This is a genomic window from Shewanella violacea DSS12 (assembly GCF_000091325.1).
Taxonomy (GTDB): Bacteria; Pseudomonadota; Gammaproteobacteria; order Enterobacterales; family Shewanellaceae; genus Shewanella; species Shewanella violacea.
In genome coordinates this window covers 4,128,111-4,142,852 of sequence record NC_014012.1, presented here as the reverse complement: position 1 = coordinate 4,142,852, position 14,742 = coordinate 4,128,111, and the positions used below count along the sequence as shown (strand labels likewise).

At 44.2% G+C, this 14,742-nt stretch carries 10 protein-coding genes; 3 read left to right on the top strand and 7 right to left on the bottom strand.

The window, feature by feature from the left end; all coding sequences use genetic code 11:
- The first annotated feature begins 637 nt into the window (after positions 1 to 637).
- Positions 638 to 2,104 carry a catalase KatB gene (gene katB / locus SVI_RS17255; protein ID WP_013052923.1) on the top strand — a complete coding sequence of 489 codons (1,467 nt, stop codon included), beginning with the start codon at positions 638 to 640 and terminating at the stop codon, positions 2,102 to 2,104.
- Positions 2,105 to 2,286: 182 nt separating this feature from the next.
- Here katB and SVI_RS17250 read toward each other — a convergent pair whose 3' ends face one another.
- Positions 2,287 to 2,862: a TMEM165/GDT1 family protein gene (locus SVI_RS17250; protein ID WP_013052922.1), complete on the bottom strand. Its 576-nt coding sequence runs from the start codon at positions 2,860 to 2,862 to the stop codon at positions 2,287 to 2,289.
- A 678-nt stretch (positions 2,863 to 3,540) separates the two neighbouring features.
- On the opposite strand from SVI_RS17250, the gene SVI_RS17245 reads away from it, so the two are divergent.
- A complete protein-coding gene (locus SVI_RS17245; RefSeq protein WP_013052920.1) occupies positions 3,541 to 4,740 on the top strand; it encodes an aromatic amino acid transport family protein in 1,200 nt (399 codons plus the stop codon).
- A gap of 246 nt (positions 4,741 to 4,986) precedes the next feature.
- Positions 4,987 to 7,143: a S46 family peptidase gene (locus tag SVI_RS17240; RefSeq protein ID WP_013052919.1), complete on the top strand. Its 2,157-nt coding sequence runs from the start codon at positions 4,987 to 4,989 to the stop codon at positions 7,141 to 7,143.
- 781 nt (positions 7,144 to 7,924) lie between these two features.
- On the opposite strand, the gene SVI_RS17235 is transcribed toward SVI_RS17240, so the two are convergent.
- From SVI_RS17235 to SVI_RS17210, 6 genes are all read right to left on the bottom strand, one after another.
- Complete coding sequence (locus SVI_RS17235; protein WP_013052917.1) at positions 7,925 to 8,479, bottom strand: hypothetical protein; 555 nt, start codon at positions 8,477 to 8,479, stop codon at positions 7,925 to 7,927.
- Positions 8,480 to 8,587: 108 nt separating this feature from the next.
- Positions 8,588 to 9,205, bottom strand: coding sequence for a hypothetical protein (locus SVI_RS17230; RefSeq protein ID WP_013052916.1), 618 nt, complete (start codon positions 9,203 to 9,205; stop codon positions 8,588 to 8,590).
- Positions 9,206 to 9,991: 786 nt separating this feature from the next.
- The gene (locus SVI_RS17225; protein WP_013052915.1) at positions 9,992 to 10,744 is read right to left on the bottom strand and encodes a pseudouridine synthase; all 753 of its coding nucleotides are present in this window, start codon (positions 10,742 to 10,744) and stop codon (positions 9,992 to 9,994) included.
- A gap of 122 nt (positions 10,745 to 10,866) precedes the next feature.
- On the bottom strand, positions 10,867 to 11,559 hold the full coding sequence (locus tag SVI_RS17220) for a DUF998 domain-containing protein (protein WP_231847747.1): 693 nt from the start codon (positions 11,557 to 11,559) through the stop codon (positions 10,867 to 10,869).
- Positions 11,560 to 12,067: 508 nt separating this feature from the next.
- Positions 12,068 to 13,414: a Na+/H+ antiporter NhaC family protein gene (locus tag SVI_RS17215; protein WP_013052913.1), complete on the bottom strand. Its 1,347-nt coding sequence runs from the start codon at positions 13,412 to 13,414 to the stop codon at positions 12,068 to 12,070.
- A gap of 867 nt (positions 13,415 to 14,281) precedes the next feature.
- Complete coding sequence (locus SVI_RS17210; protein ID WP_013052912.1) at positions 14,282 to 14,617, bottom strand: hypothetical protein; 336 nt, start codon at positions 14,615 to 14,617, stop codon at positions 14,282 to 14,284.
- Positions 14,618 to 14,742 lie beyond the last annotated feature (125 nt).

The following is a 14,742-nucleotide window of genomic DNA, read 5'->3' as shown; positions in this document are numbered from 1 at the left end:
TGAGCTTAGCTTGAGCTAGAGATTCTGAGCTTAGCCTGAGCGAGAGGCTCTAAACTTAGTAAGCAGCTCTGAGCTGGAATAACATCTTGATCTGGATAGAAGTTTTGTGTTGATAAAAGTGCCTGCTAGCAGCATTCGTTAGCGGGTTTTTTTATGACTGACACCCATACTCCCACGTTTCCCCCCTAGTTTTATCAAGTTGAACCACATATATCTCTCCTAGAATACCTTTTCTACAGGGCTTAACTCTGTACCTGCCTTTTGTTGATTTATATCAATATCCATGTTTTAAAAAGATTAATAATCATTAAATGCCATTCAAGCTATTCGTTTAAATGTATCTATTCACAGCCTATTAAATTGTTAATCTGTAAAGTGAATTGCGTAAATCGATTTTAATCGTTTTTGAAACTTGTACTTTTGAACTAATATTTAGTCATCGACATTTTACCGCTAAGCAGGCTTGCCAAAAGAAATGGCTAAAAGCACTGACTAGAGCATTGACCAAAAGTATGGAGGCGCGACATGGCCACGATTTTGGATTTTATCGAAGACTGGTTGAACTAATCGACCCAAACGACTGAATTAAAGCATTAAAGAATTAAAGAATTAAAGAATTAAAGAATTGGAGAATAATATGACGACACAAGCTAACTACTTAACCAGCCAAAATGGCGCGCCTATTGCTGACGATCAAAATTCCATGACGGCAGGTGAGCGAGGTCCGGTACTGCTACAAGACTTTCATCTGTTAGAAAAACTCGCACATTTTAACCGTGAACGTATTCCAGAGCGTATCGTGCATGCCAAAGGCACTGGGGTTTACGGTACTTTTACTCTGACCAAAGATATGAGCGATTACACCATAGCCGATCATTTCAATGGTCTTGGCAAACAAACCGAAACCTTCATTCGTTTTTCTACCGTAGGCGGTGAAATGGGTTCAGCCGATGCTGAGCGTGATCCCCGAGGTTTTGGCCTACGTTTTTATACTGCCCGTGGTAATCACGACATAGTAGGCAATAACACACCGACTTTCTTCATCCGTGATGGCATTAAGTTTCCTGACTTTATTCATACTCAGAAGCGCAATCCTCAGACTAACCTCAAAGATCCACAAGCCATGTGGGATTTCTGGGCATTGAATCCCGAAGCCCTGCATCAGGTGACTATCTTGATGTCGGATCGCGGCATTCCGGCTAACTACCGTCAGATGAATGGTTATGGTTCACACACCTATTCATTGTGGAATGATAAAGGCGAGCGCTTCTGGGTTAAGTTTCACTTCAAGACCAAGCAAGGCATAGCAAACCTGACCCCTGAACAGGCCGATATTCTTAAAGGGATCGATCCTGATTCATCTCAGCGTGACATGGTTGCGGCGATTGCAGATGGTAACTTCCCACGTTGGGCGGTTAAGGTGCAAATTATGCCGGAAGCCGATGCCAACACATATCATATCAATCCATTCGATCTGACTAAGGTCTGGCCTCACGCCGATTACCCGCTGATAGAGATAGGTGAGCTCGAGCTTAATCGCATGCCAGAGAACTACTTCGCCGAAGTCGAGCAAGTAGCATTGGCCCCGAGTAACTTAGTGCCAGGTGTTGGCGTATCACCAGATAAGATGTTACAGGCACGCTTGTTTGCCTATGCCGATGCACAGAGATACAGAATCGGCACCAACTATAACCAACTACCTGTGAACTGCCCACATGCCACTAAGGCAAACCACCATCAAAGAGCCGGTGCCATGGCGGGGACTCAGTGTCCCTATAACGGCAGCCAAACTGGTGGAGATGCTAGTGTTAACTACGGGCCTAACAGCACTGCAGCTGCATTAGTTGAGCCGAGCAATTTCGCCGAGCCAGCACTGCGTCTCGACGGTGAAGCCGATAGATACAGCCGTTATAATCAAGATGATTTCACTCAGGCGGGTAACCTCTATCGAATCTTCCCCGAAGTTGAGAAGGCCAGATTGATCACCACTATTTGTGGCAGCTTGAGTCAGACGACTATGGATGTGCAGCAGACCATGGTCGAGCATTTCACCAAGGCGGATGCGGACTACGGTAAGCGTATCAAGCAGGCATTGGGCTTGTAATTCTTAGTCGTTACCTCTGTTGAAATTGAAAAGCCAGTGCTTAGAGCACTGGCTTTTTTGATCATAGTAATGAGTAATGAGTGACGAGTGACGAGTCGTAAGCTATAAGCGGTAAGTTAAGCGAGTGCTTTTCTTAAAACTTATAACTAAAAACTTAACGCTCGTGAATTAACGCTCGTTAACTAAAACATCAGGGTCGCGGCACCTAAGAGTGCAAACAATACCGCACATCCACGATGAATTAGGGTTAGCGGCAATTTATCCGCACTGAAGTTTCCGGCCATGACCACAGGAGCGTTAGCCAGAAGCATGCCCAAGGTCGTGCCCATGACTACCAGAGCTAGATCATCGTATTTCGCCGCTAATACCACAGTGGCTATTTGAGTTTTATCGCCCATCTCGGCGATAAAAAACAGAATGAAGGTGGCAATGAAAGGTCCCATCTTATAGAAGCGGCTCTCTTCACAATCGACCTTGTCCGGGACTAATACCCACAGGGCGATAGCAAAAAATGAAGCAGCGACTAAGTAGCGCGCATGTTCCGGGCTAATCAAGCCTATGGCCCAATTACCTAGCCAAGCAGCGGAAAAATGGTTGAGCAGAGTCGACAGGAAAATACCGAGAATGATTGCCGTTTTACTGCCCTTTATATGGCTAAATCGGGCGGCGAGTATGAGAGCTAGCAGTTGAGTTTTGTCACCGATTTCGGCGATCGCAACCGTGAAGGTTGATGCGAGTAGTGGTTCTAGTGCGTCCAAGAGTCTTCCTTATAGGGGGGCAAAAATCCGAGTACAGAAAACCGGCCCCCCTTTGTTTATGGGCGGTCACTGCACTCAGGTCTTGCAAAACAATATTGAGTCATCACGTCATATTGTTGTGAGCACCATGGCGTTGTGGCCAAGTATGTTGACACTCACTCAATTTTTGCCTTTTAGTAAATCGATTTCGACAACAAAAATTGCTCGCTACTCCCCTGAAGTAGAGGCGGGCATTATACATTTTGATGGCCGAGTCGCAATATCTGAGTTCTCGAATTGGTAATAAAGCTCAGTGAAAAAGTCACCAGTGACACAAGTGTTTCCTGCTTGTTGGAAACTTATTGAGCCAGTGTTCAAACTTGTTTACACTTGCTATAGATGGCTTGCTCACTAGGTTTGTAGCTGTTAATGTCGCAAGCAGTCATTTTAGAGAAAGAGCAGCAATGAAATATTCCTATCTGTTTTTAACCCGATTTATACAGCCTCAGTGGCTTTGTCGATAGGGTAAAACAACTATTAACTGAGCCATTGAGGCCAATTGAAACATAAGGTCGATTGACCGGATTCGATTGGGGGCTGTTAATGAAGATTCGAAATTGCTAAATCTCTCCTTCAAAGTCGTTCTAAATCTGACCTACCAAAAATCTAGAATAAAAATATATCTAACAGGACAATTTTGTGAATTTAAAAATGCTTGGCTCAATCGCTATCGTTGCGGGGACTGCAATCGGTGGTGGTATGTTGGCCCTACCTTTGGCCACGGCTTCATTGGGTACACTGCCCGCGCTACTCCTACTCGTTGTGATCTGGGGGATCTCCATCTATACCTCGTTATTGATGCTTGAAATTAATCTGCGCACCGGAGTGGGCGATAACGTACACGCCATAACGGGCAAGATTTTAGGCAAATTTGGTCAGTTGTTTCAGGGGGCCTCATTTATGAGTCTGCTGTTTGCCTTGACCATGGTCTATCTTATGGGGGGATCGTCTCTGCTAGAGTCGAGGTTTGAACCCTTAGGGATCACCTTGGACAACCAGGTCGCAGTACTCTTATTTACTGTATTATTCGGCGGTATTATTGCCGTTGGGGTTGGCTGGATTGATAAGATCTCTCGGTTCTTGTTCACGACTATGGTGGCTTTGCTGGTTATCGTGGTGGCTTTCTTGTTTCCCGATGTCAATTTGTCGGTCATGTTGTCAGATACTGCCAGTCAGGCGATTTCGACAGGTGAACTAAACAACTTGTGGTTAGCCGCAGTACCTATCGTCTTCACTTCATTTGGTTTCCATGTATGTATTGCGACGATAGTGCGTTATATGGATGGCGATCAAGTATCACTGCGCAAGATCTTAATTATTGGTTCAACCATACCTCTGATTAGCTATATCCTGTGGTTGATGGTGACTCTGGGGACCTTAGGTGGCGGGACTGTTTATGGCTTCGAGGGCTCATTGCCTTTGTTGGTGACAGCCTTGCAAGGTTTGGCTCATTCAGAAATTTTGAAGCAGTGTATCGACCTCTTCGCTAACTTGGCGCTTATTACCTCTTTCCTCGGTGTGACCATGAGTCTGTTTGATTATGTGGCCGAGTTGACTCGAGCCAAAAATGATTTTGCCGGTCGTGCTAAGACTTGGCTGATCACCTTCGTGCCGCCTCTACTGTGTGCTCTGTATTATCCTGATGGTTTCATACAGGTGCTGGGTTTCGCTGCCATTCCTCTGGTAGTGATGATCATCTTCCTGCCGATTGCTATGGCACTGAAGCAGCGTAAGCAGAACTTGGGTGGTTATCAGGTCTCAGGTGGTACGCCAGCGCTAGTTATTGCCGGTATTTTAGGCGCAGTTATCATAGGTTCACAACTTTCGGTTGCCCTATAGAATAAACGTCACTCCACTTATGTAGATGACCTTTACACATGCTTTGTAAGGGATTGATTCACACGCTGTCTTAATGGCGGTGGCATATGATAAAGTCGAGCACGAATAGAGATATTTGGCTCGGCTTTTTTATGCCTGCGATTTGGGGTAACGGCTAACCATGGCTCTAAAATAATAAAATATAAATCAGCACCAGCAAAACAGAATAATAATTAGCAATTAATAATTTGAAATGGAATTAACAAAATGAATAAATGGCTTCTCACCGTCGCTGTTGCCGCCACTTTTGGCGCACAGGCCGACGAAGGTATGTGGCAACCATACCAACTGCCCGCAATGGCTGACGAACTTAAGGCTAAGGGATTAGAGATAGATGTGAAATCTATCTCTAAATTAACTGAATTTCCAATGAATGCGGTTATCAGCCTAGGTGGCTGTACTGCATCATTTGTCTCTGCAAAGGGCCTGGCGGTGACTAATCATCATTGTGCCTATGGCTCAATCCAATACAACTCAACCCCAGAGAAAAACCTGCTTAAAGATGGCTTCCTAGCTAAGTCTTACAGCGAAGAGCTACCGGCGACACCGGGTTCTCGTATCTATGTGACCGAGGCGGTGACGGATGTGACTGACAAGGTCAAGCTGGGCTTAGAAAACAAGCTTGGTCACCATTATTATCAGGGTGTAGAGCTGAAAGAAAAGTCTTTGGTTGCCGAGTGTGAGGCCGAAGCTGGTTATCGCTGTCAGGTGCACAGCTTCCACGGTGGCTTAGAGTATTACCTGGTTAAGCAGTTGGAGATCCGCGATGTGCGTCTGGTATATAACCCAGCAGCTAGCGTGGGTAAATATGGCGGCGATACCGATAACTGGATGTGGCCACGCCATACGGGGGATTTCTCCTTCTATCGTGGCTATGTGTCTAAAGATGGCAAGCCAGCAGATTTCAGTAAGGACAACGTACCTTATGAGCCAAAGAGTTTCTTAAAGGTCTCGGCTAAAGGCGTGAGTGATGGTGATTTTGTTATGGTGGCGGGTTATCCCGGCCGCACTAATCGTTACCGCACCGCCAATGAAGTCGAGAACCAGTTCGAGTGGTCATACCCTGAAGGTAAGATGCTACGTGAGCGTATCATAGAGATCATCAAGGACACGGCACTTGAGGGCAGTGATGAGCGTATCAAGTATGAGAGCTTAATTGCAGGCTTGGCAAACTATGCCAAGAACTTCACCTCTATGATCGAGTTCTACGGTAAGTCGACCATACTCGAAGATCGTCAAGGTCGTGAGTCAGACTTGTCTAACTGGATCAATAAAACCAGTAAGCGTAAAGCCAAATATGGTGAGACCTTGGCCGAGCTGGATAGCTTGATTGCCGAAGGCCAGGAACATCAGGCCCGAGATACCATTTTAGGTTATATCCGCTACAGCACCATGATGCCTACAGCACGTAAGTTATATCGTTTAGCTAATGAGAAACAAGTTGACGATATGGCTCGTGAACCAGGTTATCAGGAACGTGACATGACACGTTTCAAGTCGAGCATGGAACGTATCGATCGTCGTTATGCAGCCAGTGTCGATAAGGCCTTAGTGTTCGATCTGCTTAAGCGCTACGCCGTATTACCCGCAAGTGAGCGTATTGCGGCTCTGGACAAGGTTTTTGGCATCGGCAAGAAGCTAGATGAGAAGCAGTTGTCTAAGACTCTAGATAAGATGTATGCCAAGACCACACTGGGTGACATGGATACGCGCCTTGCTTGGTTAGACAAGCCGGTTGCCGACTTTAAAGCCTCGAAAGACCCCTTCATTCAGTTTGCCGTGGCCATGTATGACACCGACATGAAAGCTGAGAAGAAGGATAAGGAGCTTGGCGGTAAGCTAATGAAAGTGCGCCCTCAGTATATGGCCGCGATTATTGCTTACAACACAGAGCAAGGTAAGCCGGTTTATGCCGACGCTAACTCAAGCTTGCGTGTGACTGTGGGTCATGTGAAAGGCTACTCGCCTCAAGATGGCTTAAAAGCTGTGCCATTCACGCGTCTGGAAGGCATTTTGGCTAAAGACACAGGTGCGGATCCATTCGATGCGCCGTCTAAGCAGTTGGAGCTTATAAAGCAGAAGCAGTACGGCGACTTCTACATGAAATCTATCGACTCAGTGCCGGTTAACTTCCTGTCGACCTTAGATACCACAGGTGGTAATTCAGGTTCACCGACCTTAAACGGTCGCGCCGAGCTAGTGGGTCTGCTATTTGATGGTGTTTACGAGAGTATTATCGGTGATTGGGGTTACGATCCTGAGTCTAACCGTTCTATTCAGGTAGATAGCCGTTACATGCTTTGGGTGATGAAGTATCTGGATAATGCGGATAACTTGTTAGCCGAGATGGACATAGTTTATTAGCGGCGAGTTATAAGCTGTAAGTTTTAAGCGATAAGTTAAGGACTATGAGTTTCGAGGTTCGAGATTCGAGCTACGAGCTACGAGCTACGAGCTATGAGATTCGAGATTTGAGCTACTAGCTTGCTAGTTTCTAGGGGAATCTCTAAGAATTTGAATCTAGGTGTTCACTTCGAATCTAGGGCTAAATGTTGAAGTTAAGCGGTCACTTAGGTGGCCGCTTTTTTATTTGTCAGATAACAAATTGAAATATTTGTCAGATAACAAATTTCTTAAATATCTATTGTGGGTTCATTGGGCTGGTTTTATTATTTGGTTAGTTTATTGAGAACCATAGCTTCATTGGTGTTTATTGCTTGCAGCAGGCTCACATGCAGCTACTTCTGTGGGACGCTGTAAATATGTCCCTATACGCTCTGCGGTTTCATCCTTGAAACCGAAGCCCACAGCCGCATCCACATCAGGTTATACATTTCTTCGATTTGATTTTTATTGCTCACTAGATTGCTTTGGACATGAATATAAGCTGTTAGGCAAACCAAACTGGAGCGATTAACCACGGAGGACTCGAAGGGTCACGAAGAAAGGCAAAGGCTAAAGTCTGTAGAGGTCTTCTATCTTCATCTTTATCTCAGTGTTCTCCGTGGAAGCGCAGCGCACTTCTACTTTGAACAAGGGGATATTAGGTGTGGGGCAGAGGTATGCCTGGTCCGTCTTTGTCGTTGGTTAAAATAAGCGACGAAGAAGCAAAAACCAACTGTTATTTGTCCTTTTGAGTGACTTGTTAGCATACCTGAACTCGATCATAAATTCGTTCATCAAATGGTTCGTAAAAATTACAATCTGATACATATAATGTGTAAGGAGAAATTGAGCTTGCAACAATAAATGGTATACCTGATTTTTTATTGATTTCGATTCCTGCATGCAATGTAGCTTGATTATTTGCATTAGAAGGTATTTCTGAAGCTAAACCTTCACTCTGTACCATTGCACCTTCAGTTTCACCTATCATTTTAGTTTTTTCTTCGGCATTGGCAGGCACAGTCCATTCTGCTTTACTTAAAATATTTAACCCTACCTCCGGTGAAAAATCTGCTCCATCCAATACTATTTCGGGAGATACAGATAGATTATCTTCTGAAATAGATATAGGAAACACTTCAAACCAATGTGCAACATATTCTTCCTTTATACAAATAGTTACTGTTTTTCCATTTTTCAAAATAAAGGACACTACCGAAGGGTATGAGCCCCCCTTATATATTTTCACTTTTGAAATACCACTATTCAAGGATAGCAATAATGTTTTTTCTTCCTTACTGATTTCAAAGTGCATGCTGAACCTATGGGTATGCTAACGCCCTAATAATGGGCAAAAAATTGTTGGCTAAAATGTTGAAGAACGAAAACATCCAACTGTTTTTTGTCCTTATTAATTAGCTTGTTATACATTTTTTACACCTGAAAGTGAATCTAGCCTTTCTTTGATTGCCACTTCAAGTTCATTGTAATTAGACTTTGCATATACTCTACTATGATCAGAAGTCCAACTAAGTAATTTTTCACTTCCATCATCTCTTATGGTTGATACATTTCTAATGTAATCCTGCAATTGTGACAAGATAAGAGTGGTTATTTTATGAATAGATTTGGGGTAAAAGGGAGTGCTGGTATGAATGGTTTCTGATGTTGTCATTATCGAGTGAAACAGATTCAAAATATCCTTATCTTTTTCTTCCATTGAATCACTTGATTTCAATTTATACTGAAGCTGTTCTGCTTCCATATTTAATTTAGTAAGTGATTCCCAAACCTTTTGATAAATATCGAACTCTTTATCAAAACGGCTTTGATCTACATGAGCTATTTTTTCCAAGGACTTTTCTAACATAAGATTAGACGCGTCGAGGTCTGCTTTAAGTTTTGATATTTCTCTATCTTTAGCCTTTTCCAAGTTAACTTTTTGATTTAAAAAGTACAATTTATATGCGGCTACATTTAGTGCAATAACAACTGCACTAAGCCCACCATATAACTCTAAAAATTGAAAAAATGTTGGCAAAGTGCTACCTCACTCTAGAAATGTATAACAGTATATTAGGCTGAATTCCGAATAAGAACGGTCTTAATAAGAACAGGTCTCCAGTACATTAATCACTCAAGACTAACAGTAAACCAATGTCTCAACAATGAGTTATAGCATAGAAAGAACTCAATCCCAGTTTCTCTGCCTGAGTGAAACAAAGAACCTCCATCATTGCATAAAGTGCAATGTTCACTCAGGGAAACCAACAAAGGGGTCGGCAACAAAGGGGTCGGGGCGAATAAGGTCAAATTTTCTTGTGATTCACCAAGTGCGGCTGCGAGCTTTCAAAACATGGACGTTTTGGCAGAGCCCACAGGGAAGACTCTTTTGAAATCAAGAGCCAGCGTCTCGCAGAACCTTCTCAAAATAAATAGTGCATATCCCTCGCCGGACAGGCGATAGATTGCATTGAAGGTAGATTAATAAACACACTTCCCAATACTAAACCAGTCAAATGAACCCAACAGAAAATGTAACCCGCTTCATTCGAAAACTAACAAGCTTTGCGGCAAAATGAGTTACAAACTCGAAACTTAGATTTACCCACAAACCTCAATCGAAGAGAAAAATAATCGGGTGTAGATGCGGCCGTGACCGTCCGTGACAAGGATGTCACGGCCGAACTTACAAGGACGTACTCGCAGTGTGTCACGGAAGTATCTGCACATCCCTCGCCGGCAAGGCGATAGGTTACATTGAAGGGGCGGTCTCCAATCAAACTACCCAAAATAAACTCAAGTTGAAGCTAAAACAAAAATGTAATTAACCTTCATTCGAAGGTCGGCAACTCTCTATGAGAAGAGCCTGCTCTAAAGCTGTCAGTTGTCTCATCTCTCCTTCTTTTAGATCGCCAAGGGCTAAACTTTGAATGTTTACCCGTTTAAGGTCGACAACCTTATAGCCTAATGCCTGACTCATGCGGCGGATCTGTCGGTTGAGCCCTTGGGTGAGTATGATCTCAAACTTGTTATCATTAAGGCGGGTCATCTTACAGGGGAGGGTGGTGACATCTCGGTAGCTGACGCCTTGGGCCATCTTGATTAAGAAACTATCCTCGAAATTGCCATCGACTTGTACATGATAAGTCTTGCTATGACCGAAATCTGGGTGCATTAACTGCTGCGTAAGCTCACCATCATTGGTCAATATCAACTGGCCACGGGAGTCCTTGTCTAAACGGCCCACTGGGTAGAGGCGTGGATTGTCAGGCAATAGATGCAACAGAGAGCTGGGGTCATGGGCCAAGAGGCGACAATCTGTGCCGACAGATTTATTCAGCATCCAATACTGCTTAGATTCGACACCCTGAATAAGCACTCCATCGAATTTGAGTATCTCTAGGCTAGTAAGGCCTGATGGGCTCTCGATTAAGCTGATGGTATCGATATGATTGGCCAGACGCCCATCTAGGGTTATATGGCCGTCTCTAATATAGCGAGTCGCGGCCTTACGGGAGCAGAGTCCTGTCATGGCAAGGTATTTAGCCAGCCGCATACTTGGTTTATCTTGAGTCATTAATCGGCGCCGTGATGGTGTAAATCCAGTTTAGGCGCAAGGTTAGCACCTAATCACTTAACTGCGACTAAGTTTAAGGCTTCTAGCTAGGTTTTAAGTCAGGCTATCAGGCTTTAACTCTGCTAGCCTGACTCAGCATGATACTGCTCTATGGCTAATTTTCTGATATTGAGCGCCAGTAACACGCACCAGAGCATAGTGATATTGGTCTGTAGCCACATATTAAGCGCGACCCAGCAGATGTCACCCCCCTCATGCAGACAAGGAGTGAAGTCTAAGGTGCTCCAGTCCAGTTGATAGATAAGCCCAGACGCACTAAGAAAGCCAAAGATGGCCAGAATAAATAGCGGCCTTGAGCAGATCTCCTTGTGGTTGAAGCGAGTCGATATGGTAAACAGGTGCAAGACGAAGGTCGACATCAAGAAGCTGGTGGACACCAGTCTATGCTCGTTTAAATAATTAATGGGGAAGACGCCGATGAGAATAATAGATAGTCCCACCCAAGAGCCTGCAATTGACAGAAAGTGGCTGAAGTCACCTAGCTTAAGCAAGTAAAGCCCATACATGGCGAGTAGAATGCAAGTGCCAGCAATAATCAGTGACATGTTAAACACATAGGCGAGAGGTGATTGAACATAATCGCCGAGGAAATCTGAACGTCTGAAGAAGACCTGCATGCCGATATCTTGATATTCCGCCCAGACAGAGATGGAGATCCCTACCGATGTGACGCAAGCACCGACTAAGATCATCAATACGACTAATCTGTGTAGATCATAATGGGTCGAATGGGTGTCGAGCTTAGTTTGTATCACAATGTTGTTTGATTCTCTTCAAGGATATATCAGGCTGAAAACAAAAAAGAGCGCATAAGCTGCACTCCTTCATTTATATCGACGAGTTATATCTAGTCGATACTCAATATCCCTATCAATTGGCTAACTAAGCACTTGCTGTTAGGCGCGAGCTTATTAAGTTTAATCTAAGTCGACTTTAATCTGCCCTATTTAAGCAAGGTCTACAATAGCACATTAGTTGTAGCCATTTTTAGCATGCGAATAAAGGTGCCATGAAATAGGCTTATGAAAGGAGGCGGATTAGAAAGCGGTAAGGTTTTAGGGAGCTAGGTTACAAATATTAAGAAGATATAAGGGGTAGGCTAGAAAGCAGGATAGGCTAGATGATGCTAAACATTCTCGTGTTCTCGTGTTCTCGTGTTCTCGTGTTCTCGTGTTCTCGTGTTCTCGTGTTCTCGCATTCTCGCATTCTCGTGTTCCTGCTTTATCCCCTCCATCTCTGGAGGGAACATTCAGCCGAGTTTTATTAGCTGGTACGCTTACGGAAGATGACAACTGAGATAGCGACTAGGGCCAAGATCATGCAATACCAAGCGTGAGTAACGGCTTCCAGTGGTGAGATACTGAAGGTCGATGCGATTAAAAGGGCCTGAGCTCCATAGGGAATAAGTCCCTGAACGATACAGGAGAAGGTATCCAGGATGCTCGCAGCACGCTTAGGAGTTACTTGATGCTTTTGTGCCAGATCTTTAGCGATATCACCGGTTACCACAATCGATACCGTGTTATTGGCGACACAGGTATTGGTCAGGGCAACGATGCCAGCCATGCCTAATTCAGATGCGCGAGTCGAAGCGCCACCCTTAGCTTTAGAGAACTTAGCGATTAACTTTTCGATTTGCTTGCTGACAAATTCCAGTCCACCTTGCTGCTGCATCAGAGCCGCTAAGCCGCCCACTAGCATAGAAAGGATGAAGATCTCCTGCATATTGCCAAAACCTGCATAGATATCCTGACCAAATTGGATAACGCCGTAGTCCATGGTGACTAGACCCGTAATACCGGCTAATAGAATACCTATGGTGAGTACTACAAATACATTAAGACCCGCAACGGCCAAGATTAAAATAGTCAGGTATGGGATCACCTTTATAAATTCAATCTCCTGGACGGCCACATCGGCCTGGCCTTGGCCCGCGAATGTGAAAGCTATTAGGGTGATGATTGATGCTGGAATGGCGAAGATAAGGTTCTCTCTGAACTTGTCTTTCATCTCACAGCCTTGGGTGCGAGTCGCCGCAATTGTAGTGTCAGAGATGATAGAGAGGTTATCTCCGAACAAGGCACCGGAGATAACCGCACCAGCCATCAGGGGCAATTCTATCTGGGCTTCGTTGGCAACACCAAGGGCGATAGGTGCGACTGCAGCTATGGTACCCATAGAGGTACCCATGGCAGTAGCTATAAATGCTGCAATGACGAAGAAACCGGGTAGTAGTAGGTTAGACGGCACTAAAGACAGGCCTAGAGCAACTGTGGCATCGACACCACCTGTCGCTTTAGCCACAGCGGCAAATGCACCTGCGAGCAGATAGATCAGACACATGGCTATGATGTTTGCATGGCCTATACCGGCAATGAAGGTATCTATGCTCTGGTTGAGTCTCTGCTTAGAGATTATCAAGGCAAAGATAATTGCTGGCAGTATCGCTACAACGCTAGGGAGTTGATAGAAAGCAAAATCAACGCCCTGGCTTTGGAAGTACAGTCCGGCACCGATAAACAGCGACAGGAAAAGAAATAGGGGTAGCAGTGCAATAAATGATGCGGTAGGTGCGCCATTAGTTTGAGTGCTTTTGTCTTGGGGACTCATAGGCGCATCAGATGAAGTGGTCAAATTGTTCTCTCTTGTCTTATAACTTTGTCTTAAAAACGGAACTACTTCTATTCAATTTTAGTTCTGTTTTGTTATGTAAATAAACCCTAAGTCCCATGCCTCCATAGCTGGAACACGTCGTCTACTCCTGCTTACCATATGAGTGAATTGTTAATTATCTAGCTCAACTACGTCTGGTATAAGCTCTATGGTAGATCTCAATAGTCGGCAGGATATGAGATAAATAGACGTCTGTCAATTTAGACGTCTAGATGTTTTTACTTCTATCTGTTTTTTTCTTGCCCGTTCAGAATGAGTTACCGCTATGCCACTGTTAGAGTGTGATTTTTATATAAACTGGAGACACTTTTCTTACTAGCCGTTATTGTTAACAAGATGTAGGGGATAAGGCAAGTGTTTCGCTGCTATCTTCATCTCTGCCATCCGATTATGTTCCTCCTAGTCGGTATATGTCACTCTGAGCTGCTGGTTGACCGAGATATTACCACCGCCAATCTTCATATCTGCCATCCGATTATGTTCCTTTATTGGTCTAGATATGGGTACAAGATATAGGTCTATTTAATTTCTTGTACCTCTGAAGCTTGATTATCCTTGCTGTCAGCTGCTAGTTGATCGAGATGTTGGCACCGCCAATCTTCATATCTGCCATCGGATTATGTTTCCTCTATAGGTCTAGATATGGGTACAAGATATAGGACTATTCTATTTCTTGTACCACTGAAGCTTGATTATCCTTGCTGTCAGCGGCTTGTTGCCTGAGGTATTGCCACCGCCAATCTTCATATCTGCCATCCGATTATGTTTCCTCTATAGGTCTAGATATGGGTACAAGATATAGGTCTATTTTATTTCTTGTACCTCTGAAGCTTGATTATCCTTGCTGTCAGCTGCTGGTTGATCGAGATGTTGGCACCGCCAGCCCAAACTCTCTAGTTTAATGGCAAATTCATCGGCTTTGGCCTCACAGTAACCGGCTTGGTTTTTTGCTTGCCATAAAGTCTCACTGGAGTTCTTTTTACGGTAGTTCACCTGACAGGGAACAGACTCTAATGGATTCTTGTAGATCACCTCGATGATCCTTTGTTGATTGTCTAGCTCACAGATATATTGTTCGCTCGCGTTGGCTGTCACGCTCAAAATGAGGCCGGTGAAGATGGCGATTACTTGGTATTGCATGGGAGCTCCTAAATCAATTGTTGAACTTTTTTCATTCAGTTTTAATTTTTAACCTTTTATTTACCCAAAGCCAACTAAAAGGTGCTGCTCAGGCTATACAAGTCCGAGGGAAAAACTTAAAATTT